This window comes from Thermomicrobium roseum DSM 5159, from assembly GCF_000021685.1.
GTDB classification, from domain to species: domain Bacteria; phylum Chloroflexota; class Chloroflexia; order Thermomicrobiales; family Thermomicrobiaceae; genus Thermomicrobium; species Thermomicrobium roseum.
This window is the reverse complement of sequence record NC_011961.1, coordinates 739,463-762,815: the sequence shown is the minus strand read 5'-3', so window position 1 is coordinate 762,815 and position 23,353 is coordinate 739,463. Positions and strand designations below refer to the sequence as shown.

Genomic DNA, 23,353 nt, shown 5'->3' with positions numbered 1-23,353 from the left:
GAAGGAGAACGGTTTCCGATGCGCCGATCACCATTCGTCCGCGAGCTCACTACCCTCGGCCATGCCGATCGGCCCCTGGTGGGGGGTAAGGCAGCGAGTCTGGGGATGCTCCTGGCGGCTGGCTGTCCGGTTCCATCTGGCTTCGCTCTGACGACCGAGGCCTACCGGTACTTTCTGGAGCGGAACGGTCTGACCGGTCTCTTCGAGTTCGTACAGGATGAGGAGAAGCGATTGGACGATGCAGCGACGCAGCTCTCGCGCCGCGTCGAGGAGGCGTTCCTCGCAGCGGCGTTGCCGGAGGATTTGGCCGATGAGCTCGCCGAGTCGTATCTCGAACTCGGGAAAGAGATCGGCCAGCCGGAGCCGGTGGTCGCGGTTCGCTCGAGTGCGGCAGATGAGGACAGCCGTACGGCGAGCTTTGCAGGGCAACACGAGACCTATCTCGGTATCCAGGGGATCGACTCACTGTTCCGAGCAGTGCGGCGTTGCTGGGCCAGCGCCTACACGCCGCGGGCGATCGCCTATCGCGTCCACCGTGGCCTCTCCTTGGCGGACGCTTCGGTCGGCGTCGTGGTGCAGCTGCTGGTCGAGCCGCGCGCGGCTGGAGTGCTCTTCACGCTCAGCCCGCGCACGGGCGATCGCTCGCTCATCGTGATCGAAGGCAGTTGGGGGCTCGGTCAGGCGGTCGTCGCTGGCGAGGTCACGCCCGATGAGTACGTGGTCAGCAAGGTGACGCTCGAACTGGTGCGCAAACAGGTCAATGCGAAGCCGTTCCGGTATCGGCGTGGGGGATCGGATGGCTCGCTGGTCCGTGAAGAACTTCCGCCCGATCTCGCCAGCGCACCCTGTCTCTTGGAGTCCGAGGTGATCGAGCTTGCCCGGCGCGCTCGCGAACTCGAGAAGCGACTGGGCTATCCCCTCGATGTGGAGTGGGCGATGTGCGATCAGCCGGAACGCGGAACGATCTTCTTCCTGCAATGCCGGCCGGAGACGGTATGGACTACCAAGGAGCGACCGCTCGCGACCCTGGCGGGGAGCAACCCGATCATGGCCATCGCGCAGACGCTGGTACGCTCGCCGAGCCGTCCTGGGAACGGATGAGGGCGCCTTCGGAACGATCAAACGATCGAGTGTCGGGTGGACTCTCGAAGCTCGGTGGCGAACCGGCAGACCGAGCGGGTACTAGGTGGGGTGCGCAGTATACCGCGAGTAAGGCAGCGCCTATCGTTCAAGCGTAGGATGGGGTCGAGCGCATCGTCAGAAAGCCGGGGGTGCGGGGCAGCACTCCCGGTCTCGGTACTGGTTGCCGATCGCCCCGGCAAGTGGGCGACACTCACTGCAGGTTGGCGAGGCGCTCGTCCAGGAACTGGACGTGATAGGCGGCCGCGACCACGGACGGATCGTCGGTGAGCTGGCGATGGAAGGATGCGGTGGTCGCGATCCCCTCGATCACGAGTTCGTCGAGGGCGCGCCGACCGCGAGCGAGGGCTTCGCTGCGGTCGCGACCCCAGACGATCAGCTTGCCGATGAGCGAGTCGTAGAAGGGTGATACCTCGTCACCTGTGCCGAAACCGAAGTCGCAGCGGATACCGGGTCCGCTCGGGAGTTCCATCCGCTCGATGATGCCGGGCGAGGGGAAGAAGCCGAGCGAGGGGTCTTCGGCGTTGATCCGGAACTCGATGGCGTGGCCGTGGAGTCTGATCTCGTCTTGACTCACGTCGAGTCGCTCGCCGGCTGCGATGCGGATCTGTTCTTTGACGATGTCGATACCGGTAACGAGTTCGGTGACGGGGTGCTCGACCTGGATGCGGGTGTTCATCTCCAGGAAATAGAACGAACCGCCGGCATCGAGGAGGAACTCGATCGTCCCGGCATTGGTGTAGCCAGCGGCACGGGCGAGGCGGACAGCCGCCTCGCAGATTTGGGCCCGCAGACCGGGCGTCAGGGCTGGGGATGGTGCTTCCTCCCACAGCTTCTGACGACGGCGCTGGATCGAGCACTCGCGCTCGAAGAGGTGCAGGACAGTGCCGTGGTGATCGGCGAGCACCTGGACTTCGATGTGACGGGGGCGCTCGAGAAACTTTTCGAGGTAGAGAGAACCGTCACCGAAAGCCGCATGCGCCTCCTGCGCGGCGATGACGAGGGCCTGCTCGAGTTCGGCCCGATCGCGCACGATGCGGATACCGCGCCCGCCGCCGCCAGCAGCCGCCTTGACCATCAGGGGAAAGCCGATCCGATCGGCGAACGCGAGCGCCTCTTCCGACCCGACTGTCTCTGGGGTACCCGGGACGATCGGGACGCCGGCTGAGTCGGCGAGCTTGCGGGCGGCCGCCTTGTCGCCCATGAGGGCGATCGCCTCGGGAGAGGGACCGATGAAAACGAGACCAGCATCACGGCAGGCGCGAGCGAACTGGGCATTCTCGGCCAGGAAACCGTAGCCAGGGTGGATGGCCTCCGCGCCGGTTTCGCGCGCAGCGGCGATGATGGCGTCGATATTCAGATAACTGCGGGTCGCAGCTGCCGGGCCGACGCAGCGTGCCTCGTCGGCGTACCGAACGTGGCGAGCTTGGGCGTCGGCCTCCGAATAGACGGCGACCGTGCGGATGCCCAATTCGCGACAAGCCCGCATGACGCGGAGGGCGATCTCGCCGCGGTTAGCGACCAGGATCTTCCGGAACATCGCACAGCATCCCTTCTTTTGTGTCGTGTGACAAGCCATTTTGTATCAGATTACAAAGGCTCGCCTCTTGACAGGCGAACCGTCTGGGCTCTAGCATACCGACAGTGGTGCTGGCTGTCATCGTCGCGGATCCGGAAAGAAGCGTGCTATCTCGGGCTCGTCGGGTTAAGGAGCGGGTCGGGTGTTGTGTTTTTCGGTGGATGAGTGGGGAGGGTGGCGATGAAACCGGCAGCTTTTGCCTACGAGCGGCCGGGGACCCTCGGTGAGGCGCTCGAGGCGCTGGCGCGGCATGGTTCGGATGCCCGGCCACTCGCTGGTGGGCAGAGCCTGGTGCCGATGCTGAGCTTGCGGCTGGCGCGTCCAGCGCTCTTGGTCGACCTCGGTCGTCTCGCCGGGCTCGACGAGTTGGTCGTGCGGAATGGTGCGGTCGAGATCGGCGCGATGGTGCGGCAACGACGGTTGGAGCGTGATCCGCTGGTCGCCCAGCACGTGCCGGTGCTCGCTGCTGCGACACGGTACGTGGGGCATCCCTCGATCCGGAATCGGGGTACGTTGGGCGGGAGCCTGGCTCATGCCGATCCGTCGGCTGAATACCCGGCGGTCGCGCTGGCAGTGGATGCGGAGATGGTCGTCCGCAGCGCACGAGGCGAGCGGACGATCCCGGCACGTGACTTCTTCCTGGGACCCTTCACGACCGCCCTGGCTGAGGGCGAACTGCTCGTCGCGATCCGTTTTCCCGCATTACCGGCTGGCGCGGGTTGGGGTGTCGAGGAGATCGCGCGGCGGCACGGCGACTTCGCGCTCGCTGGAGCAGTCGCGGTGCTGGAGCGTGGGCCGGACGGAACGTGCAGTCGGGCGAGCGTGGCGCTCTTCGGTGTGGCGACGCGACCGTTGCGGGCGACCGCGGTCGAGCAGGCGCTCGTCGGGCGAGCCCTGGACAGCGCGACGCTGCGTGAAGCAGCCGCTCTTGCGGCGGATGCGATCGACGAGCCGCTTTCCGATGTGCATGGGTCAGCGACGTACCGGCGGCAGATCACGCCCGTGGTGGTGCGACGAGCGATCGAGGCTGCCGCCGCGCGGGCCGGGTTCTGAGCGAGGGGAGGCGGGGCACGATGCAGCGAGTTCCGATCACGCTGACCGTGAATGGGCGGTCGATTTCTGCCGAGGTCGAAGCGCGCATGACGCTCGCCGATTTCCTGCGCGAGCAGCTGGGGCTCACTGGCACCAAATTGGGATGCGAGCACGGGGTCTGTGGGAGCTGCACGGTGCTGTGGGACGGTGCAGCGGTGCGCTCGTGCCTCGTGCTGGCCGCTCAAGCTGATGGGGCGAATCTGACGACGATCGAGGGGCTGGCGACCGGGGAAGCGATGCACCCGGTGCAGCAAGCGTTCTGGGAGCATCATGGGTTGCAATGCGGGTTCTGCACGCCTGGTATGGTGCTGACTGCCGTGGCGTTGCTCGAGGAGAACCCAGCCCCGAGCGAGGAGGAGATCCGGGAGGCTTTGAGCGGCAATCTCTGCCGGTGCACGGGATACCAGAACATCGTCCGGGCTGTCCGAGCGGCAGCGGAACAGATGCAAGCGGGCCGGGGATCATGAGAGGGGCGCAGCGATGACGCTTCAGATCTTGCCAAGGGGAAAGTGGGTCGGAGCTCGGGTCAAGCGGGTGGAGGATCCACGCTTTCTGACTGGCGAAGCACGCTATCTGGCCGATATCCAGATCCCGGGAACAGTGCATGCGGCATTCGTGCGCTCGCCATACGGGCATGCGCGGATCCGACGTATCGAGACGAGTGCAGCGGAGGCGCTGCCGGGAGTGATCGCGGTCTACACAGCTGAGGATGTGGCGGCGCTCCCGCCACTGGCGAGTGGCCTCCCGATCGAGGGGCTCAAACCGACACCGCAGTCGGTGTTGGCCAAGGACAAGGTGCGCTTCGTCGGTGAAGCGGTCGCGGTCGTGGTGGCCGAAAATCGCTACATTGCCGAAGATGCGGCGGAACTCGTCGAAGTGGAGTACGAGCCGCTGCCAGCGGTGACGCATGCCGAGCGCGCGATGGCCGCGGATGCTCCCATCCTGCACGAGGATCTGGGGACGAACGTCGTCTACCAGAAGGTCACGACCCTCGGCGACGTCGAAGGTGCTTTCGCCCAGGCTGATCGAGTTTTCCGGCGACGCTTCCACACTAACCGGTTCGTGGCCTCGCCGATGGAGACACGCGGTTGCCTTTCGGTCTACGAGCGAGCGAGCGGGCAACTGACGTTCTATTCTTCGACCCAGATGCCGCATATGTTGCGACTCTTCCTCTCGTTGTTCCTGGGGATTCCTGAGCACAAGGTGCGCGTCATCTCTCCAGAGGTCGGTGGCGGCTTCGGGCAGAAGATGACGATCTATCCGGAGGAAGTCGTCATCGCCTATCTCGGCAAAGTTCTCGGGCGACCGGTCAAGTGGGTCGAGGACCGGCGGGAGAACCTCGCCGCCGCAACGCACGCGAAGGAGCAGATCATCGAGCTCGAGGCAGCCGTCCGCGCTGATGGCAAGGTGCTGGGGATGAAGGCGCGGCTGATCGGCGACGGGGGCGCCTATTCGTTCAACACGGCGAGCGCGCTGATCGAACCCTTGGCGGCTGCGGGGATCGTGCCCGGCGTCTATGACATCCCAGCCTACCAGCACGAAGTGATCGCCGTCTGCACGAACAAGGCGCCGGTCGGGGCTTTCCGCGCCGTCGGCTGGACGGCCGCGCAGACGGCGCGGGAGCTGTTCTTCGACGAGATCGCGCGCGAACTCGGGCTGGACCCGGCGGAGTTCCGGCGCCGCAACCTGATCAGCGAGTTCCCGCACACCACCGTGACCGGGATGGTCTACGACAGCGGCAGTTACCGGGAGTCGCTGGAGCGGGCTCTGCAACTCGTCGGGTACGACGAGCTGCGACGCCGGCAAGCCGAGCTGCGGCAACAGGGTCGGTACCTGGGAATCGGGATCAGCTTGTACGTCGAGCCGACGGCGTGGGGTTCGGAAATCGCGTTGCAAGCCGGCTTCCCGTTCCCCTCGCACGACAACGCGACGGTGACGATCGATCCGACCGGAAAGGTGCGCGTCGCGGTCAGCGTGCACAGCCATGGTCAAGGGCACGAAACGACGCTGGCCCAGGTGGCAGCCGAGATCCTGGGTGTCTCGATCGACGACGTGATCGTCGAGCATGGCGACACCGAGCGTGCGCCCTGGGGCATGGGCACCTATGCCAGTCGAAGCGCGGTCATCGGTGGTGGCATGGTGGCACTGGCAGCGCAGGAAGTGCGCGAGAAGGTGCTGCGCGTCGCCAGTCGCCTCCTCGAGGTGGCGCCGGAAGATCTAGAGATCCAAGACGGCACCGTCTTCGTCCGCGGCGCACCGGATCGCTCGTTGAGCATGTTCCAGGTTGCCTTCGCAGCCTATTTGGACGGACGCGTGCGGGCGGAGGGGGAGGAGCCGCTGCTTTCGGCGACCAAGTTCTACGATCCACGGGCCACGTATTCGAACGGATGCATCGTTACCGTCTGCGAGGTGGACGGCGAGACGGGTCTCGTCCGGCTCGACAAGATCGTGGCGGTCGAAGACTGTGGGACGATGCTCAACCCGATGATCGTCGAAGGGCAAGTGATGGGTGCGATCGCTCAAGGGATCGGCGGTGCGCTCTACGAGGCGATGGTCTACGACGAGAACGGGCAGCTGCTCACCGATAGCTTCGTGACGTACGCGTTACCGACGGCGACCGAAGTGCCGGAGTTGGTAATCGATCACCTCGAGACTCCCTCGCCGGTCACGATCGGTGGCATCAAAGGGATCGGTGAAGGTGGACTCTTGGCATCGCCGGCATCGGTCGCAGGCGCAGTACTCGATGCCATCTGGCCGGCTGGTCGAGCGATCGAGGAGCTGCCGCTGACGCCGGAGCGGGTACTGGGCGCGCTCCAGAAGCAGGGCGGCGCGTGAGGAGGTGACGATCGAGCACGCGTCTCGTTTTCGGCACATGGATGGGATGGTCGCCATTCCCTGGCTTTCCGCCAGGGAATGGCACGAGTAGCTGGACGAAGGAGCGAGAGGATGCGAGGAGGGGATACGAAGGATCAGTTCGGGCGACTGACGCGACGTGGTCTCTTGCGCTCGTTGGCAGTGACCAGCGCCGTGGCAGTGGCTGGTGGTCTCTTGGCTGCTTGCGGCGGAGGCGGGGCGACTCCGACACCGGCGAGCAGTGGTGCCCAGCCGACTGCCGCGCCAGCTGCGACACCGACGAGCGCTCCAGCTGCTGGAGCGACACCGACAGCGGCGGCCGCGACGGAAGAGCTCTGGGACGTCGTCGCTTATTACGGCACGTACGACGTCTCGACCAAGCAGCCGGGTCGGCCAGCCGGCAGCTTGCAGGGGCCGAAGTACGAGAAGTGGACGCGGCCAAAGGCGAACAAGCCGTACATGATCGGCGTCTCGTTCCCGCACCTCAAGGACCCGTACTGGCTGGCGGTCGATTACGGGATCGTCGACGAAGCACAGATCCTCGGGGTGGGGATCGAGCTGGTCGCGGCCCAGGGGTACAACGACTTGACTGGGCAAATCAATCAGGTGGAAAACCTGGCCAACCGCGCGGACATCGAGGGGATCATCCTGGCTGCGATCAGTTACGCCTCGCAGGATCAACTGGTAACCGACATCGTCAAGAACAAGAAGAAGCCGGTGATCGAGGTGATCAACGACATCCAGGCGCCAGACATCATGGCCAAGGCGCTGGTGTCGTTCTACGACATGGGGTATGCAGCTGGTCAGTTCGTCGCGGAAGATTCCGGCGGTCAGGAGGTGACGGTCGTCTTCCTGCCTGGTCCGGCTGGTTCCGGTTGGGCGCCGGATACGGTGGATGGCTTCAAGGCAGCGGTCGAAGAGAAGGTTCCCGGCAAGGTGAAGATTCTGGACGTCAAGTGGGGCGACACCGGGAAGGATGTGCAGGTCTCGCTGATCGAGGATGCGCTCAACGCCTATCCCGATGTCACCTACCTCGTCGGGAATGCGGTCGCGGCCGATGCGGCACCGGACATCCTGGCGAACCGGGCCAAGAAGCCGAAGGTGGTCTCGACCTACATCATCCCGCCGCTCTACGACAAGATCGCCGAGGGGAAGGTCGCGGCAGCACCGACGGACTTCACGGCTCTCCAAGGGCGCATGGCGGTGGACATGATGGTGCGGATCCTGAATGGGGAGAAGCCGGGCGTGGATTTCCCGTTCCGGGCTGGACCGATCATCAAGGTGGTCACGCCCAAGAACTACAAGGAGTTCAAGTATGAAGACATGTTCGGTCCGCGTGATTTCCGTCCGGTCTTCTCGGTGAAGCCGAAGGCGTGACGAGGCCGACGCATGGCGGAGCTCCTGCGGGCCATCGAGGTCTCCAAGCGCTTCCCGGGTGTGCTCGCTCTCGACCGGGTCTCGTTCGAGCTGCGTGCCGGGGAGGTCCATGCGCTCGTCGGCGAGAACGGGGCAGGGAAGTCGACCCTCGTCAACATCTTCGCTGGTTCGCTTCATCCAGACGGGGGGACGATCGAGCTCGAGGGGCGACCGGTGCAGATCCGGTCGCCCCACCATGCTCAAGAGTTGGGGATCCGCGCTGTCTTCCAGCACCTGAGCTTGGTGCCAGCGTTGAGCGTCGCAGAAAACATCTTCTTAGGGCGGGAGTTGACGACTCCCGGGCTTCTGCGCAAGCCAGCGATGCAGGCGCGCAGTGTGGCTCAACTGGGTCTCTTCGATGCTGGGATCTCGCCCACTGCGAAGGTGCGTGATTTGACCGTGCCGCAGCGCTATCTGGTCGAGATCGCCAAGGCGACGCTCGAACGACCGAAGGTCCTGATCCTCGACGAGCCGACCGCTTCCCTGACCGACCGTGAAACGCGCGTGCTCTACGATCTCGTCCGGGAACTGCGCGGGCAAGGGGTAGGGGTAATCTGGATCACGCACCGCTTGGAGGAACTGTACGAGATCGCCGACCGCGTGACGGTGATGCGGGATGGTCGGCATGTCGCGACCTTGTCGGTGCACGAGATGACGACGGACCGGCTGATCACATTGATGACCGGTCGGGAATACGAGCAAATCTACCCAGTGCTGCAGCCGGTTCCCGAATCAGCTGCAGTCGTTCTGGCGGTTCGTGGGTTGACGACTGCGCATGGCCTTCGGGGGGTACACCTGACGCTCCGCGCCGGTGAAATTCTCGGCGTGGGCGGATTGATCGGTTCGGGAAAGGGACTTCTCGGGCGAGCGCTCGTGGGTCTGGAGCCGATCACGGCAGGGGAAATCGAGCTCTTCGGGGAACGAATCCCGCTCGACCGGATCAGCCCGCGCACGCTCTTGGAGCGAGGGCTCATGTATTTCCCGGCTGACCGGCGCCACGAGGGTCTCTTCACCAATCGCTCGGTGCTCGAAAACATGACGATCGCAGCGCTCGAGCGGTTCCAGCGAGCGGGGGGCATCCTCGACAAGCGGCGTGAGCGGCGCATGGTGACCGAATACATCCGGCGCTTGGCCATCGTTCCCCCGAATCCCGATGCGCGGGTGCGTAATCTCTCGGGTGGGAACCAGCAGAAGGTAGCGCTGGCACGTGGCATGATCCGGACCACCCGAGTCTTCGTGCTGGACGAGCCGACGCAGGGGATCGATGTCGGCGCGAAGATCGCTGTCTACGAGCTCTTGCACGAACTCGCCAGACAGGGGGCGGCAGTCCTGTTCATCACCTCGGATATGCTGGAGCTGCTGCACGTCTGTCACCGGGTCGTGGTGATGTTCCAGGGGGAACTCGTGGCGATCATGCGCCACGAGGAAGTGTCCGAGGAACGCTTGTTGCAGTACTACTTCGGGCACACAAGAGAGGAGGTCGGGCGGACCGGTGTCGACGCCGCGTGAAGTCGCGACCGGACGCTATGTCGCTCTCGGACGTCTCCGCTGGGTGCGAGGGGTCATCGATCAACTGGGGCTGCTCCCGGTTTTGCTGATCGGCCTCTTGCTCTTCTTTTCCATCGCTTCGCCGAACTTCTTTACGCGTACGAACCTCTCGACCATCTTGACACAGGCGCTTTTCTTGATCATCGTATCGGTTGCCCAGACATTGGTGCTCCTGACTGGTGGCTTCGATCTTTCGATGGGCTCCTCGATCGCACTGGTCAGTATCGTGGTCGGCCTGCAGCTCCTGGATCACCCGGACGCACCACTGACTGGTCTGGTGATCGCGACCCTGGCAGCGATCGCGGTGGCGACCGGTATCGGTGCGCTCAATGGACTGTTCGTCTCGGTGTTTCGCGTGCCGCCGTTCATCGTGACCCTGGCCATGATGACGGCGGTGTCCGGTGTGGCTCTGAAAGTTTCTCGCGGAGTACCAGTGTTCGGCTTGCCCGGTTATTTCTCCAGCACCCTCTATACCGGTAAAGTGTTGGGCATTCCCGTTCCCTGGTTCGTCATGGTGCTCGTCCTCTTGGTCATGTATCTCCTGCTGCACTGGACGCGCTTTGGGCGGTACTGGTACGCGATCGGAAGCAATGCGGAGGCGGCGCGCCTCTCGGGCATCGCGGTCCGTTTCTATCTCTTCCTCGCCTATGCGATCGCTGGGGTCCTGGTGGGGGTGACTGGTCTCTTGCTGACGGCACGGGTGGGGTCGGGTGAGCCGACCTTGGGGGCGAGCTTCCCGTTGGAATCGATCGCAGCGGCGGTGCTCGGTGGAGTCTCGATCCGCGGTGGCGAGGGGAATATCTTCGGTGCGGCGCTGGGTGCCGTTTTCCTGGTCATGCTGCGCAATGGTATGGACATCATGGGGATCAGCACCTACACGCAGTTGATCATCACGGGCGCGCTGCTGGTCGTGGCAGTGATCATCGATAACTGGGTGCATCGTGAGCGGTAGGACGGGAAGGGGGAACGTGATGGCGGAGCACACGATCAAATCACCGTTGCCAGGCATCTTTTATCGGCGACCCAGCCCGGATGCGGCGCCGTTCGTCGAGGAAGGACAGACGATCCAACCGGGGACGGTCATCGGCCTGGTCGGTGTGATGAAGACGTTCCACCAGATCACGGCCGATGTCGGCGGGAAACTGGTGCGCTTCCTGGTGGAGAACGAAGAGGCGATCCGACCCGGCCAACCGATCGCGGTGGTGAGCGACGAGGCCTGACCCCGGTAGGCAGCGGAAGGAGCGAGCGGTCATGATGGGCACTGGTCCTCATCCCTCAGGAGTGGTCCTGGCGAGCTTCCCGGAGCGGAACGGCCGCCCGAGCGTGGTGTACCGCAATGCGGGAGACAGCTTCCTCTTGGTCGAGTTCGGCGAGATGGTTTTCGACCTGACGATGAGCTTCCGCGTGCTGGGGCTGGACGATGCGATCAAGCGACATCGTCCGGCAGGACTCATCGAGACGATCCCGGCCCTGCGCAGTATCTTGATCAACTACGATAGTCGACAGATCGGGGTGCGCGATCTGATCGATTTCGTCGAGGACCAATACGAGCATCTGCCCCCGTTCGAGAACCTCGTGGTGCCGAGCCGGATCGTCGAACTGCCGATCGCCTTCGACGACAAGTGGACGCGCGAAGCGATCGCTCGCTACGTCCAGTACCAGCGAGCCGATGCACCGAACGTGATCGACGGAACGAACTCCAAGTACGCGGCCATGTACAACGGACTGCGCGATGAGGAAGAGTTCTTCAGCTACATCATGGCGACCGACTGGTGGAATGCTGCACTCGGCTTCTTCCCCGGTCTGCCGTTCGCCTATCCGTTGGATCCGCGCTATGCGGTCGTCCTGCCGAAGTACAACCCGACGCGACACTGGACACCGGCTGGAACGGTCGGTATCGCCGGACCGTGCTTGGCCATCTATCCGGTGGAATCGGCCGGAGGCTATCAGATCTTCGGGCATACGGTGCCGATCTACGATCCGCAACAGCGCAATCCAGCTTTCCGCGAGAGTCCCGTCCTCCTACGCCCAGGCGACCGCCTGCGCTTCCGCCCACGGGTGACCGACGACGAACTGGAGGCGATGATCCAAGCGGTCTACGACGGCACGTACCAGTACCGGATCGACGAGACGGCGACCTTCGACGTTGGTGCGTATCTCAAGTTCCTCAAAGAGGTGGAGCCGGAAGCGGAGGCGTTCCGGCGTCGCCAGGCCGAGGCGGCTGCTCGCGTGCCGGTTCCGTGATGCTCGCGAGAAGGCAGGAAGGGTGGAGGAGCCATGCTCGAGGTACGGAACGGCGGCTTCGAAACGACGGTACAGGACTATCCGGGGCGGATCGGGATGCTGTCGCTCGGCTTCGCACCGGCGGGGCCGATGGACGACTATGCGTTCCGTTTCGCCAACGTGCTCGTCGGCAATCCCCCGAGTGCGGCTGGGCTGGAAATCACGGCCGGCGGGCTCGTGGTTGCCTTCCGGGACGAGCGGGCGATCGCGATCTGCGGTGCCGACATGGGGGCGAAACTGAACGGCCAGCCGGTGGAACTTTGGCGCAGCTACCTGGTGCGAGCTGGCGATGTCCTGGAGTTCGACTATCTACAGGGGGCCGGCTTCCGCACGTACCTGGCAGTGAGTGGCGGGATCGACGTTCCACCGGTGCTGGGGAGCCGCGCCACGTATCTGCCCGGTGCCATCGGCGGGCTGGAAGGGCGGAAGCTGCAGGCTGGTGACACGTTGCCGTTGGGCGAGCCGGTCGTCGATCCGGCGCAGGCAGCTGGACGACGCGTGCCGAGCGCGCTGGTGCCGAGCTATCCGGGTTACAACGAGGTGTGGGAAGTGGAGGCGACGCGCGGGCCGCAAGCGGATCCCGATTACATGACGGCCGACGACATGGCCTTCTTCTTCTCGCACCAATGGAAGCTGGACGCTGCCTCCAACCGGACCGGCTACCGGCTGGACATCCACAAGTGGCAGTGGGCCCGCACGAGTGGTGGTGCCGGTGGCGGGCATCCCTCGAACATCCTGGACAACGGCTATCCCGTCGGGGCCGTGAATGTCTGCGGTGATCAGCCGATCATCCTCTGCATCGATGGTCCCACACTGGGTGGCTTCATCTGCAACGCCGTGGTCGCTAAGGCTGCGATGTGGAAGCTCGGGCAGATGGTCCCGGGTTGGAGCTACATTCGGTTCAAGGAGGTCACGCTCGAGGAGGCGATCGCGCTCCTCAAGAAGCAGGACGAGACGATCCACGAGAGCAACCTCGAGAGGAGCTGAGCCATGGCCCGCGTCATCGACATCAACTGCGACATGGGCGAAAGCTTCGGTCGCTGGACGCTCGGCAACGATGCAGCACTGATGCCATACATCACCTCAGCGAACATCGCCTGCGGCTGGCACGCCGGCGATCCGGCCGTCATGCGGCAAACGGTCGAACTCGCGGTGGCGCATGGGGTCGGCATCGGCGCGCATGTCGGCTTTCCCGACCTCCTCGGTTTCGGCCGTCGCCGCATCGACGTCACGCCGCAGGAGGTTTATGACTATACTCTCTACCAAGCCGGCGCACTACAGGCGTTCGCTCAGGCAGCCGGTGCGCGACTGCAGCACGTCAAGCCGCACGGAGCGTTCTACGTGATGTGCTCGCAGAACGAGGAACTGTGCGAGGCGCTCTGCCGGGCGATCAAGGCGCTCGGCAACGGGATCGCGCTCGTGATGATGGGCGATATCGCTCCGCGGGTCGCAGCCTCGGTCGGTATCCCGATGGCGCGCGAGGGTTACATCGACCTCAACTACAACCGCCAGGGGCAACTGGTGCTCGAGCGCCGCAAGCAGGCGTGGGACCCCGAAGAAGTCGCCCGGCGCGCCGTGGAGCTGGTCCTGCACGGTCGCATCCCGACGATCGAGGGGGAGACGCTCCAGGCCGAGGTGGAGACGATCTGTATCCACGGCGACGCGCCGAACGCACCAGAGATCGCCCAGCGGGTGCGCCAGCGCCTGGAGGAGGCAGGTGTGGTCGTCCGCCCGTTGGGGGCGGGGATGACGGCGACCGCCTGAGTTTCGGCGATCGCTGATCGGTTCGTTTAGGGAAGGAGAGGGAGGTCGAATGAGTTCGGTCGTCTTGGCGGATCTGGCGCTGCCGCGGAGCTGGCGAGAGCACGCGGGGGTGCGGCTCGCGGCCAATGTCGTGCTGGTGGTGGCCGGGAGCCTGCTCACGGCTCTGGCGGCACAGGTGAGCATCCCGCTGCCGTTCACCCCGGTTCCGATCACCGGGCAGACCTTCGCCGTTCTCCTGGTGGGTGCGGCTTTGGGGAGCCGGCGCGGAGCAGCGAGCATGGCGCTCTATGTCGCGCAAGGGCTGGCCGGGTTGCCGGTCTTCGCCGGTGGTAAGGCGGGGTTGGCAGTGTTGCTGGGTCCGACCGGTGGGTACCTCATCGGTTTCATCGCTGCGGCGTTCGTGACCGGCTGGCTGGCCGAGCGTGGTTGGGACCGGCGGCCGCTGACCACGGCTTTGGCGATGGTTTTCGGGAATCTCGTGATCTACCTCTTCGGTGTCTCCTGGCTCGCTGTTTTCGTCGGCATCAGCAAGGCGCCGTTACTGGGCATGGTTCCGTTCATTCCAGGAGACATCGTCAAGATCGTGCTGGCGACCGTCGCGTTGCCCGGAGCGTGGTGGGTGGTGCGCCGCCTGGGTAGTGGGACGATGAGCTGAGCCCGTTACCCTCTTCCGCGATGGCCGGCCCCCTGTGCGGCGGGCCGGCCTCGTTTTTGGTGCAGTGCTTCCCAGAAAATGGCCCACTGGTGTGCGGACGCTCGTTGCCTGAGGCGCAAGACCGGGAAAGCGGCGGCCGGGCATTGCTGCCGGGCATTGCTCCAGTTGGTCGCGGGTCGATCAGGCCGGTGGCCCGTGGCGAAGGCTGACGAGAACCTGTTGTGGTGCGATCTGGAAATGGTTTAAGAGGCTTTGCGCGCTGCGGACGACGTCTCGCGCGCTCAGATTGAGGTTGAGCCAGAGACCGTTGCTGAGTCGTTTCTTGGACACGAAACTCCTCCCCGTTGGATGGATCGGCTCCGTATTGACGAGGTACTGCTTCGGCCCCATCGGGACGGGGCAGGCGACCGAGGTCAGCTTGCCCTGCGCGACCAGCCACTCGGCGACTTCGAGGAGCAGCGACTTCCACGTCTTCAGGTCGCGCTCGCTGCCGTCCGGGAAGCGGATCCGGCTCGGCGGCGGGTCGCCGGGATGCGGTCGCAAGGCAGTCAGCGGAATCCACTCTGGAGGCGGTGGAGGCGGAGGGATTATGCGCTCGTACAGCCGGCGCCAGAGAGCCTCGGTGAAGGCGAGAGCGAGCGCCGGGATGCTGCGTTGGGAATCCGCCAGGTCCAGGGCGTAGCGCGGCTGCTTGAGCTGCTGTGGCTCGTAGAGGAGCCAGCGGCGGCCGTCGCTGACACCGACGTAGCGGGGTGCCTGGCCCTGGCGGAGAAGTTCCCACGCGTAGCTGACGGCAGCCGAATGGGCGATATCGAGTTTCTCGCCGAGCTTCTTGACCTCGAGGACGACTATCGTCTGGTCTCCACTGCGGAGCAGGTAATCGGCTCGCCCGCTCCCTGCTTGCACTTCCACCTGCACGGCCGTCGGATCGTCGGTCGGCCAGCCGAGGGCTCGCAAGAGGGGGTCGATCAGGCTGACGCGCGTTTGCGCCTCGTTGGATTCCAGGAGCGACTTCTGCGCCTGCAGGCGATCGCGCAACTGCTCCAGCACCTGGCAGAGATCGTCGATCATGCGGCCAGTACCTCCTCACTGATTCCTTTTCGCACAGAGAAGGCGACAGGTCAAGGACGAGTGACTGACTCGATTGTCCCGATCGTGCGAGCCACTGCCGGTCAGCGATGGTCGCGGCCCAGCGACCGAGCGGGTTGCGCAGGCGCTCGAGGCGGGTGAGCGACCTGGCCGGGAGACTCAGGCGATCATCCGCGAACGATCGACTCCGTGGAGCTGAGCGATGCTCAGCTCGACTCGGGTGCGCCGCCCAACGCGGTGCGCCAGCGGTGCAGCGAGGAGCCCAGGCGTCGGAAGGCTTCGGTGATCACTTCGCGCTCGGCGCGATCGAGGGTGGCGGGATCGGTCGTCTCCAGGAGTTGACGGAGCCGCTCGAGCGCGGTAACGAGCTGGACTGCGCGGGACGATCGACGGGTGGAGCGAGCCGGTCGCGGCGTGGCTGACCCGATCGGGCGGATGAATTGCCGGAGCTGAGGCAGGAGCTCTCGGGGATCGAGCAGGGCGAGGTCGGTGCGCTCGCGCAGCGTGCGGGCGAGTCGCTCGATCTCCGCTTGCGGGAGACCGTCCTGCTCGATCAGCTGGGCCACCGCGATCTGGAGCGGCTCGGGAAGCCCCTGGAGCGGTCGCGTCTGCTTCTCCGAGAGCCGGCCAGCCCGGATCGCTTCCTGCACCGGTTCCGGCAGCTTCTCCGTAGCGAGGAGCTGGAACAGCCGGCTGCGCTTGATCCCGACCGTCTCGGCGACCTGTTCCCAGGGGACATCACCGAGCTGCTGCTTGAGCCGACGGAGCGCAGCCGCTCGGTCGAGCGCGTTCAGATCCTCGCGCAGGATGTTCTCCATGAGCTGCTGGATGAGTCGCTGCTCGTCGCTGACCTGCCGGACGATGGCCGGGATGGTGGGGAGACCAGCCAGCTGGGCGGCCCGCCAGCGTCGCTCGCCGTGGATGATGACGTACCGGTCGCGCGTCGCGTCGTACCGCACCGCGATCGGCTGGAGCACGCCCTGCTGGCGGATGGAGGCGGCCAGTTCTTCCAGGCGCTCCGGATCGAAGGTACGGCGCGGCTGATCAGGGTCAGGCTCGATGCGGTCGAGCGCGATCTCGCGTGCCTCGGCGAGTTCGCGGGTACCGCGTGCCTGGGGTGACGTATCGGCGAGCAGGTCATCGACGGTAAAGCGCCGTCGGCGGGTAGTTGGGGAGAGCGGAGACTCAGACACGACTGGTACTCCCGACGAGTTCGACGATGGCAGCAGCAGCCTGCCGGTAGGCTGCAGCCAGGGAAGACCGCGGCTGGTACTGCAGGATCGAGGTGTGCTCGGCTACCGCCTCGGCGCCCTTGATCGAGAGCGGGATACTCGGCAAGAGCGGGAGATCGGGGAAGCGCTCGCGCAGCGTGGCGAGCATGTCGGCGACCAGGCGCGAGGAGTGGTGCACTTTGGTCGGCAGGAAGCCGAGCACAGCAAGGCGCGGGTTGAGCCGGCGCACCCGGTTGACCGTCTCGAAGAGGCGACGCAAGACCATGAGCGAAAGCGGATGCGGCTCGATCGGAATGACCAGGGCGGTCGCGGCGACCAGGATGTTGACGCTCAGGATGTTGAGAGCCGGTGGGCTATCGATCAGGACGTAGTCGTAGGGCAAGGGTTCAGCCGCAGCGAGCGCGTGCGCCAGCCGCCGCTCGCGCTCGAGAGCATTCAAGAGTTCCAGTTCCGCAGCAGCCAGATCCGGATGGCTCGGGACGAGGTCGAATCCGGCGATCCGCGTCGCCACGATGGTCTCGCTGAGGGGAAGCGGATCTTCGACGAGGAGGTCGTAGACCGAGACCTCCAGCCGGGCGATATCGATCCCGAGCGCCATCGTCAGGCTGGCCTGGGGATCGAGGTCGAGCGAGAGTACCCGGTAGCCGCGCTCAGCGAGTGCAGCTCCGACGTTGAGCGTACTCGTGGTCTTGGCGGTTCCACCTTTCTGGTTGAAGAACGCGATGACTGGCGTCACGCCTGGCTCCCTGTACGGACACTCGCAGAGGAAGGCTACCAGAGGTCACCGTCTGTGTCCAGGAGCGAGGGACGATTCCCATCCCGGTGTTTCCCTGGGACGCGGGCAATCGGGCAGCGCGGTGTCCCGATCCGTGGGGGCAACCCACCACCGACGACGCGGCTACAGCCCTGTGTTTGTCTCGAAGCCGGATCCAAGCGGAAGCACACTGAGCCCAGCGAGCGGCACCGGGTGCTGGCCGACGAGCGCGTCCCGATGCCGAAGGTCGGGTGCATGCTGTCCACCTGAACTGCTCGAGCAGCGCCGAGCCGCGGCGGGCGCGGGCGTAGGTGCCCCACCTGGCCCGAGAGGACCGGCCACCCCAACCGTCTCCGCAGGCACAGGGCTGACACCCCTCTGGCAACGAGGCAGCGTCGGTTCGCGACGCTCGATCGCGCAGCGACCATCTCGGACTGTGCGGCCACGATCGATCCGTGTAGGGGCCAGGCGTGCCTGACACGTCTGTGCGATCTGGGCTGCGAAATTTTCTCGTTCCCGCGCCATTCGGCGCGGGCGGGCGAGACATGCCTCGCCCCGACACGTGAACGGGTCGTCGCCGATCAGGAACGGTCCCCTAAGCGTTGCCCAACGGCCCGCATCGACCACCGCTGTTCCGGTAGGGGTCTCGCGTGCGTGACCCAGCCGGGCCGTCAGGCCCGGGAACGAACCACGTACCCGCGCCATCCGGCGCGGGCGGGCGAGGCGCGCCGCGCTCCTACGGAAACAGGGGCGTGGCCTGTTGACGACGGTCGCCACCGGCTCGTCCACCGGCACTCTCAAGGCCATGTTCGCCCCCTGTAGGGGTCAGGCACGCCCGACCCGTCCGGCCCGATAGGGCCGAGACACCCGCACCGTTCTCCTACCGCGAGGCCGGCTGGGTGCAGTCTGCTGCGCCCACACGCGGACGACGGCTCACCCGCCTGCAGCCGCCGGCGCACCGCAGCCGCACTCGAGGTGCGCGAACGCTGCGTTCACGAAGGCAGCCAGCGCCACCAGGAGGAAGAGGATCAGCACGACGAGCAACACCAGCACCAGCCGCCGGATCCAAACGACTTCCCAGGGTATCCCCTGGGGAGACTGACTGCTCATCACGTACCCACTTCGGACGACCAGCCACCGTTCCCGAAGGCATAAAGCGTCACGTAGGGATACCGTACGTAGGGGCAGTTCAGCTGCGGCAAGAAGCAGATCTTGCCGGACCGATACACACGAACGAACGGTTGGCCTACACCACCGGTTATACCATAGCCGCTCTCACCGAGGTAGCGATGGAGTGGGTCGTTGACACGCACCTGCACCCAACTCTACCAGCTGGTAATGCGTGATCCGTCCCCGCGCCAGTAAATATACTATTCGTAGCTCCACAGCACATAGCCGAGCAAAGCAGCTACGGCTCGGACATAATTCATCCGCGTCCAGCAGCCGGCGGCAGCAACAGCGAAGTCGCCGATTCCCGAACTCGTCGAACCGGTCTCGATCACTGGCTGGCGATCGATGCTCTCGATGGCCCGCTGCTGGGCTTGCGTCAACGCGCGCCAGGCAACCTCGAAATCCGGTGCCGTCACGAGCTGCTGCCGGAGCGCGACGGCCTCGGCGAGCGAGACCTCGTCTCCCTTCGCGCTGACGCCGAGCGGGAGGACGGTGAAGAGGACAAGCGCTGCCAGCACGGCAGCGAGCTGACGCCACGACCGATCCATCGCACACCTCCCGTTCTCTCGGTCGACACAGGTGGGGTACCTCAACCGACAGCGTATCAGAGAGGGAGATGTCAACCCCCTCCAGTACGGTCGTGGCCCTGCAGGCGCTACCCGTTCCACACAGGCGCTGCGGTTCGCGGCGCGACGGATGACACCGATGGCTCCAGCGAGTCGACGCGGTCGACAGGCCGCTCAGTCCGCCGGTAGGGGAACGCGGTCGAGCACTGTCCGCTCGAGCGCGAGGCGGTCGCACACCTGCACGAGCAGGTCGCGGAGCACGGGAACTGCCCGGTTGTTGGCATGAACCGAGACCGAGGCGACCGTCTCACCGGAGACGAGCACGAGGGTGAGTTCGTGCGCCCGCAGCGACTCGACCTCGACCGGAACGCCGATAGCTCCGTGGGCAGCTGGCAGCGCCTCCGGTGCCAGCTCGTAGGTCACCAGGCTCCACCCCCGGAGCTGGTCTGGTTTCTGACCGGTCAGCGCGCGACGGACAACGAGGGGCCAGCCATCGACCTCGACAACCGTCCTCTCGGTCAGACCGGCAGGCGCACGTTCCGCCGCGTTCTGGGTGGCGAGCGCGTCAGCAGCCGCCGCTGCGCTTTTGGCGTCGGCGAACCGGTAGAGCGTCACCGCGACGTTCGGCTATTCGAACTCGGGCTGGCGCTGACCGGCCAGTTGCCAGACGACCCGCGCCCCCTCGCGGTAGGCGCTCGCAGTGGCAGGAGCTGCACCGGAGAGCGGGAACGCGGCGACCGGCTCGACCGGAGCAGCTTGAAGGCTCCAACCAGCCGGGGACATCAGCGGGACGAGCAGGTCGGCGAGCGGCCGGCTGGTCCCACCCCGCTCCGCTGTCCAGTACCAGCCGAACGCCAGTGCCAGGGCGAGCAGGCCAGCGACCGCTCGATACGAGACAGTCTCTCGCTCCAGCTCTGTCCGTTGGTAAACCCGCGCATGACGCAGCTCCTCTCCGCTCAGCGGATCCACATCGTGGCGCGGTCATTCGCCGCGGTCCATGCTCCAGAACGCTGACTGAAAGACGTTATCGTGTAGAGCCAGGTTTTGGGCAGGAGCAGGACGTTCCGCTGCACGCCTCCTTAATTCGTCGAGTTGCCTGGCTTACCAAAAAAGAGGAACTCGCTGAAGAGTACGCTGCACGCCTCCTTAATTCGTCCAGTTGCACTGGGAAATGCACCCGTGGTTGCTCCCGCAGGTCGCCACATCGCTCCCTGGCCCGGCGTCGTGCTGGTCATGCCCATACTGGCCAGGGAAGAACGCGCCGTATTCGGCGAAAGGGCAGAACGATCAGGTCACCTTGTCCTCACGGTAGGCCGAGGCGACGACCCACGAACCGGCGTTGACCGACAGCGGCGGGAAGAGACCGATCGCGAGTACGAGCAAAAGTACGAGGAACGACCGTCGGGTAGCAGACGCTCGGTCGCGCACGCGTCGCTCCGGTGCTCGGCACATGACGTGCTCCTTTCCCAGGCTCACGGACTGATCGAGCGATATTTCTACCGGTAGCCTACCAGAGAGAGTTGTCAAAACTTCTTTTCGTCGATCCCGAGCCGTGGTGCACCGAGCGGCGAGCCGAACCGGTGAGCCACTCTGGGAATGCGGCAAAACGCGACGTCACGAGAGCTGGAGTCGGCTGCTGTTCAGGCAGGAGCGCTCAGCGAGCGAAAGCACCCGGGTACCGGGGCAGGCAGAGGGAGCACCGGACTCCCGCCCGTTGACGATACGCGTGACGACGCGTGCGTGGGGCAGCGCCGGTGAACGACTCGGCCGTGAGCGCATGCATCGGTCGGTCGCGCTGGCACCGGTCGATGGGAGTCGGTCGGACGATCCGCTTTTGGCCAACCGGGCAACGCTGCTCAGGGCACCAGGGCCACGCGGCTTTCGACCTCACCCGCGCGCAACCGTTCGACCCAGGTGAGGATTTCGTCGAGCGGGTGCGTTTCCACGCGGGGCCGGATGATGCCGCGGGCGATGAGGTCGAGAACAGTCGCGAGTTCCTGTCGGGTACCCCAAAACGAGCCGAGGACAGCGATTTCGTCGGCGACAGCGCGAAGCCCGAGGAGTGGACCACCGACGCTGCCCAGGCCGACGAGGACGATGCGTCCGCCGCGGGCGACGAGTTGCTGGGCGAGCAGCTTGGTCTGGTCGGTGCCGACGAAGTCGGCGACCAGCGTGATGGGTCGATCGAGGGGCGGGTTTTGGGGATCGAGCTGCCGGCTGTCCAGCGCGATGGCTGCGCCGTGCTGGCGGGCGAGTTCCAGCTTCCGCTCCTGGATGTCGAGGGCCAGGACGACGGCGCCGAAGGCGCTGGCGATCTGGACCGCATTGAGGCCGAGGCCGCCGACACCGATGATGGCGACTCCCTCCCCGGGCTGGAGGCGACCGACCGTGAGCAAGGCGTGATACGACGTGAGGACCGCGTCGGTCGCGACCGCTGCCTCAGCGTCGGAGACAGTGTCCGGCACGGCAACGAGGGCCTGGGCAGGCACTGTGACGTACTCGGCGTACCCGCCGTCGCGGGCGATTCCGATCCAGCGACTCTCGGTGCAGAGGTTGTCGCGTCCGCTGCGGCACCAGCGGCAGTTGCCGCAGCCGACCGGACCGAAGACGACGTAGCGGCGACCGATTTCGATGCCGGTCACTCCCTCGCCGCGTTCCACGGCTTCACCGCAGATCTCGTGACCCAGCGTCAGGGGTGCCGGAATCGGGTAACCACCGAGTTCATCGAAGATGATGTGCAGGTCGGAGTGGCAGAGGCCAGCTGCGCGGACGCGCAGGAGCACCTCGCCGCGCTCAGGAACGGGGCGGTCGATCTCGACGAGACGGAAATCATGGGGACCGAAATAGCGGGCTGCTCGCATGGTGCTCCCTCCCTTTCCCGGGCTGACGTCACCGTATCGATGGACTCGTTGGCCCGTGCGTCTTACCCTTGCCTGCATTCTACCAGCACGCTCTCCCGCTGAGCGCGACGATTCCGTGAACAACCCATCTCTTTCCGTCGCCGGCCACTCTGGTCCCGGGCTGAGACGCCTCGCCGGGTGGCTCGTCGTCACTCCCGCCCGCGCGGGAATGGTGTGCTCCTCTCCACAGCGAGCGATACCGTATGTCTCACGAGGATGCCTCTCGCGAACCTCTTTCGTGCGGCGGCAAGAGGCAGTCGGTCGTGCAGCAGTGCGGGATGACCTTCCGGCCATACCGGTTGCCAGTCGGGATCGGTCGTGTCCTGGGCTTGTCCACGACCACGCTGGGGAGCCCCTCACCCGCGTGCTGCGACACGTCACCTTGGCGCACGATGGGTGGTGCTGCTATACTACGGTTGCACGCGCGTGTAGGTAGGAGTTAGCATAAACAAAGATTAGGTAGAATCCAAGGGGGACGCCATGAGGCAACTGATCACCGTCGTCATCACCCTCGCACTGCTTGCAGCCGTTCCGTTCACGGTTTTGGCTGCGGGCCATGAGAAGGCGCAGCTCACTGTGGTGCACGGAGTCCCGGACCTGGTCGTGGATGTCTACGCCAACGATGCGAAGGTGCTGTCCAATTTCACCTTCGGCACGGTGACCGATCCCCTGGCGCTCGATCCCGGTACCTACAAGCTGGCGATCCGGCCGGCCGGGGCTGACCCAGCGAGCGCTCCAGTCCTCTCGGCCGAAGCCACGTTGGCTGCTGGCCAGAACGCGTCGGTCGTCGCTCACCTGGATGCCAACGGGCAGCCGCGCCTGAGCATCTTCGTCAACGACACATCCCCGGTGGCGAGCGGTAAGGGACGCCTCATCGTCCGCCATACTGCGCAGGCGCCGGCGGTGGACGTGCGGGCTGGTGGCGCGGTCGTATTCGCCAATCTGGCGAATCCGAACGAGGCCAAGGCGGACGTCGATGCCAAGACCTATTCGGTCGACCTGGCGCCGGCTGGGCAGGCGCAGGCTGTGTTCGGGCCGGTCGACTTGCCGGTGGCAGCCGGAGCAGCGACGATCGTCTATGCCATCGGATCGATCGAAAAAGGCTCCTTCCGGCTGGTGACCCAGGTGATCACCGGTTTGGGTGCTCCACCCAGCCATGTCGGGACCGGTGGGGGTAGTGCCGCCAACGCGACGCTGCCGTTGACGGTCGCGGTGCTGGCCGCGCTGCTGGTGTTGGCTGGTAGTGCGGCGCTCGTCCGCGTGCCGGTTCGCATCGAACGCCGCAATCTCCGGTAATGGCGCCTCTCCCTCC

At 65.4% G+C, this 23,353-nt stretch carries 24 protein-coding genes; 13 read left to right on the top strand and 11 right to left on the bottom strand.

Going from position 1 to position 23,353, the window contains the following annotated elements:
• The first annotated feature begins 18 nt into the window (after window positions 1-18).
• Window positions 19-1,101, top strand: a complete 1,083-nt coding sequence (locus TRD_RS12690; RefSeq protein ID WP_012642933.1) for a PEP/pyruvate-binding domain-containing protein — start codon at window positions 19-21, stop codon at window positions 1,099-1,101.
• Between the two features lie 232 nt (window positions 1,102-1,333).
• On the opposite strand, the gene accC is transcribed toward TRD_RS12690, so the two are convergent.
• Entirely contained in the window at window positions 1,334-2,680 is a 1,347-nt protein-coding gene (gene accC / locus TRD_RS12685) for an acetyl-CoA carboxylase biotin carboxylase subunit (protein WP_012642963.1), read from the bottom strand.
• A 219-nt stretch (window positions 2,681-2,899) separates the two neighbouring features.
• On the opposite strand from accC, the gene TRD_RS12680 reads away from it, so the two are divergent.
• The 11 genes from TRD_RS12680 to TRD_RS12630 all read left to right on the top strand — a co-directional run bounded on the left by TRD_RS12680 (window position 2,900) and on the right by TRD_RS12630 (window position 14,330).
• Entirely contained in the window at window positions 2,900-3,772 is an 873-nt protein-coding gene (locus tag TRD_RS12680) for an FAD binding domain-containing protein (protein ID WP_041437373.1), read from the top strand.
• Window positions 3,773-3,792: 20 nt separating this feature from the next.
• Window positions 3,793-4,278 carry a (2Fe-2S)-binding protein gene (locus TRD_RS12675; protein ID WP_012642580.1) on the top strand — a complete coding sequence of 162 codons (486 nt, stop codon included), beginning with the start codon at window positions 3,793-3,795 and terminating at the stop codon, window positions 4,276-4,278.
• A 13-nt stretch (window positions 4,279-4,291) separates the two neighbouring features.
• Window positions 4,292-6,646 carry a xanthine dehydrogenase family protein molybdopterin-binding subunit gene (locus tag TRD_RS12670; protein WP_012642489.1) on the top strand — a complete coding sequence of 785 codons (2,355 nt, stop codon included), beginning with the start codon at window positions 4,292-4,294 and terminating at the stop codon, window positions 6,644-6,646.
• A gap of 111 nt (window positions 6,647-6,757) precedes the next feature.
• A complete protein-coding gene (gene torT / locus TRD_RS12665; RefSeq protein WP_012642876.1) occupies window positions 6,758-8,041 on the top strand; it encodes a TMAO reductase system periplasmic protein TorT in 1,284 nt (427 codons plus the stop codon).
• A 12-nt stretch (window positions 8,042-8,053) separates the two neighbouring features.
• Window positions 8,054-9,589, top strand: coding sequence for a sugar ABC transporter ATP-binding protein (locus tag TRD_RS12660; protein ID WP_012643257.1), 1,536 nt, complete (start codon window positions 8,054-8,056; stop codon window positions 9,587-9,589).
• A complete protein-coding gene (locus TRD_RS12655; protein ID WP_012642813.1) occupies window positions 9,573-10,580 on the top strand; it encodes an ABC transporter permease in 1,008 nt (335 codons plus the stop codon). Before TRD_RS12660 ends, TRD_RS12655 begins: the two co-directional genes overlap by 17 nt.
• Before the next feature lie 19 nt (window positions 10,581-10,599).
• Window positions 10,600-10,848 carry an acetyl-CoA carboxylase gene (locus TRD_RS12650; protein WP_012642653.1) on the top strand — a complete coding sequence of 83 codons (249 nt, stop codon included), beginning with the start codon at window positions 10,600-10,602 and terminating at the stop codon, window positions 10,846-10,848.
• Window positions 10,849-10,879: 31 nt separating this feature from the next.
• Window positions 10,880-11,872 (top strand): 5-oxoprolinase subunit B family protein, encoded by a 993-nt coding sequence (locus TRD_RS12645; protein ID WP_012642575.1) that lies wholly within the window; start codon window positions 10,880-10,882, stop codon window positions 11,870-11,872.
• A gap of 33 nt (window positions 11,873-11,905) precedes the next feature.
• Window positions 11,906-12,898 (top strand): 5-oxoprolinase subunit C family protein, encoded by a 993-nt coding sequence (locus TRD_RS12640; protein ID WP_012642443.1) that lies wholly within the window; start codon window positions 11,906-11,908, stop codon window positions 12,896-12,898.
• A 3-nt stretch (window positions 12,899-12,901) separates the two neighbouring features.
• A complete protein-coding gene (locus tag TRD_RS12635; protein WP_012643132.1) occupies window positions 12,902-13,675 on the top strand; it encodes a LamB/YcsF family protein in 774 nt (257 codons plus the stop codon).
• A 49-nt stretch (window positions 13,676-13,724) separates the two neighbouring features.
• Window positions 13,725-14,330, top strand: coding sequence for a biotin transporter BioY (locus tag TRD_RS12630; protein WP_012642492.1), 606 nt, complete (start codon window positions 13,725-13,727; stop codon window positions 14,328-14,330).
• Between the two features lie 180 nt (window positions 14,331-14,510).
• Here TRD_RS12630 and TRD_RS12625 read toward each other — a convergent pair whose 3' ends face one another.
• The 10 genes from TRD_RS12625 to TRD_RS12590 all read right to left on the bottom strand — a co-directional run bounded on the left by TRD_RS12625 (window position 14,511) and on the right by TRD_RS12590 (window position 22,002).
• Complete coding sequence (locus tag TRD_RS12625) at window positions 14,511-15,401, bottom strand: hypothetical protein (protein WP_012642919.1); 891 nt, start codon at window positions 15,399-15,401, stop codon at window positions 14,511-14,513.
• 224 nt (window positions 15,402-15,625) lie between these two features.
• A complete protein-coding gene (locus TRD_RS12620; protein WP_012642863.1) occupies window positions 15,626-16,612 on the bottom strand; it encodes a ParB/RepB/Spo0J family partition protein in 987 nt (328 codons plus the stop codon).
• Window positions 16,605-17,387 carry a ParA family protein gene (locus TRD_RS12615; RefSeq protein ID WP_012643079.1) on the bottom strand — a complete coding sequence of 261 codons (783 nt, stop codon included), beginning with the start codon at window positions 17,385-17,387 and terminating at the stop codon, window positions 16,605-16,607. Before TRD_RS12615 ends, TRD_RS12620 begins: the two co-directional genes overlap by 8 nt.
• A gap of 951 nt (window positions 17,388-18,338) precedes the next feature.
• The gene (locus TRD_RS14955; RefSeq protein ID WP_012642686.1) at window positions 18,339-18,515 is read right to left on the bottom strand and encodes a hypothetical protein; all 177 of its coding nucleotides are present in this window, start codon (window positions 18,513-18,515) and stop codon (window positions 18,339-18,341) included.
• Window positions 18,515-18,718, bottom strand: a complete 204-nt coding sequence (locus TRD_RS12610) for a hypothetical protein (RefSeq protein WP_143714823.1) — start codon at window positions 18,716-18,718, stop codon at window positions 18,515-18,517. Before TRD_RS12610 ends, TRD_RS14955 begins: the two co-directional genes overlap by 1 nt.
• A gap of 57 nt (window positions 18,719-18,775) precedes the next feature.
• Complete coding sequence (locus tag TRD_RS12605) at window positions 18,776-19,123, bottom strand: hypothetical protein (protein ID WP_012642540.1); 348 nt, start codon at window positions 19,121-19,123, stop codon at window positions 18,776-18,778.
• 192 nt (window positions 19,124-19,315) lie between these two features.
• On the bottom strand, window positions 19,316-19,756 hold the full coding sequence (locus TRD_RS12600) for a hypothetical protein (protein WP_012643092.1): 441 nt from the start codon (window positions 19,754-19,756) through the stop codon (window positions 19,316-19,318).
• 12 nt (window positions 19,757-19,768) lie between these two features.
• Window positions 19,769-20,110 carry a hypothetical protein gene (locus TRD_RS12595; RefSeq protein ID WP_012642937.1) on the bottom strand — a complete coding sequence of 114 codons (342 nt, stop codon included), beginning with the start codon at window positions 20,108-20,110 and terminating at the stop codon, window positions 19,769-19,771.
• A 318-nt stretch (window positions 20,111-20,428) separates the two neighbouring features.
• Window positions 20,429-20,593: a hypothetical protein gene (locus TRD_RS14950; RefSeq protein WP_012642946.1), complete on the bottom strand. Its 165-nt coding sequence runs from the start codon at window positions 20,591-20,593 to the stop codon at window positions 20,429-20,431.
• Window positions 20,594-20,997: 404 nt separating this feature from the next.
• Window positions 20,998-22,002: a zinc-binding dehydrogenase gene (locus tag TRD_RS12590; RefSeq protein WP_012643201.1), complete on the bottom strand. Its 1,005-nt coding sequence runs from the start codon at window positions 22,000-22,002 to the stop codon at window positions 20,998-21,000.
• A 519-nt stretch (window positions 22,003-22,521) separates the two neighbouring features.
• On the opposite strand from TRD_RS12590, the gene TRD_RS12585 reads away from it, so the two are divergent.
• On the top strand, window positions 22,522-23,337 hold the full coding sequence (locus TRD_RS12585; protein WP_012642502.1) for a DUF4397 domain-containing protein: 816 nt from the start codon (window positions 22,522-22,524) through the stop codon (window positions 23,335-23,337).
• The last annotated feature ends 16 nt before the right edge of the window (window positions 23,338-23,353 follow it).

Bases quoted from the DNA above. Each gene is read 5' to 3' on its own strand.
- TRD_RS12690 (WP_012642933.1), top strand. From the start codon at position 19: ATGCGCCGATCACCATTCGTCCGCGAGCTCACTACCCTCGGCCATGCC.
- accC (WP_012642963.1), bottom strand. From the start codon at position 2,680: ATGTTCCGGAAGATCCTGGTCGCTAACCGCGGCGAGATCGCCCTCCGC.
- TRD_RS12680 (WP_041437373.1), top strand. From the start codon at position 2,900: ATGAAACCGGCAGCTTTTGCCTACGAGCGGCCGGGGACCCTCGGTGAG.
- TRD_RS12675 (WP_012642580.1), top strand. From the start codon at position 3,793: ATGCAGCGAGTTCCGATCACGCTGACCGTGAATGGGCGGTCGATTTCT.
- TRD_RS12670 (WP_012642489.1), top strand. From the start codon at position 4,292: ATGACGCTTCAGATCTTGCCAAGGGGAAAGTGGGTCGGAGCTCGGGTC.
- torT (WP_012642876.1), top strand. From the start codon at position 6,758: ATGCGAGGAGGGGATACGAAGGATCAGTTCGGGCGACTGACGCGACGT.
- TRD_RS12660 (WP_012643257.1), top strand. From the start codon at position 8,054: ATGGCGGAGCTCCTGCGGGCCATCGAGGTCTCCAAGCGCTTCCCGGGT.
- TRD_RS12650 (WP_012642653.1), top strand. From the start codon at position 10,600: ATGGCGGAGCACACGATCAAATCACCGTTGCCAGGCATCTTTTATCGG.
- TRD_RS12645 (WP_012642575.1), top strand. From the start codon at position 10,880: ATGATGGGCACTGGTCCTCATCCCTCAGGAGTGGTCCTGGCGAGCTTC.
- TRD_RS12640 (WP_012642443.1), top strand. From the start codon at position 11,906: ATGCTCGAGGTACGGAACGGCGGCTTCGAAACGACGGTACAGGACTAT.
- TRD_RS12635 (WP_012643132.1), top strand. From the start codon at position 12,902: ATGGCCCGCGTCATCGACATCAACTGCGACATGGGCGAAAGCTTCGGT.
- TRD_RS12630 (WP_012642492.1), top strand. From the start codon at position 13,725: ATGAGTTCGGTCGTCTTGGCGGATCTGGCGCTGCCGCGGAGCTGGCGA.
- TRD_RS12625 (WP_012642919.1), bottom strand. From the start codon at position 15,401: ATGATCGACGATCTCTGCCAGGTGCTGGAGCAGTTGCGCGATCGCCTG.
- TRD_RS14955 (WP_012642686.1), bottom strand. From the start codon at position 18,515: ATGAGCAGTCAGTCTCCCCAGGGGATACCCTGGGAAGTCGTTTGGATC.
- TRD_RS12605 (WP_012642540.1), bottom strand. From the start codon at position 19,123: ATGGATCGGTCGTGGCGTCAGCTCGCTGCCGTGCTGGCAGCGCTTGTC.
- TRD_RS14950 (WP_012642946.1), bottom strand. From the start codon at position 20,593: ATGTGCCGAGCACCGGAGCGACGCGTGCGCGACCGAGCGTCTGCTACC.
- TRD_RS12590 (WP_012643201.1), bottom strand. From the start codon at position 22,002: ATGCGAGCAGCCCGCTATTTCGGTCCCCATGATTTCCGTCTCGTCGAG.
- TRD_RS12585 (WP_012642502.1), top strand. From the start codon at position 22,522: ATGAGGCAACTGATCACCGTCGTCATCACCCTCGCACTGCTTGCAGCC.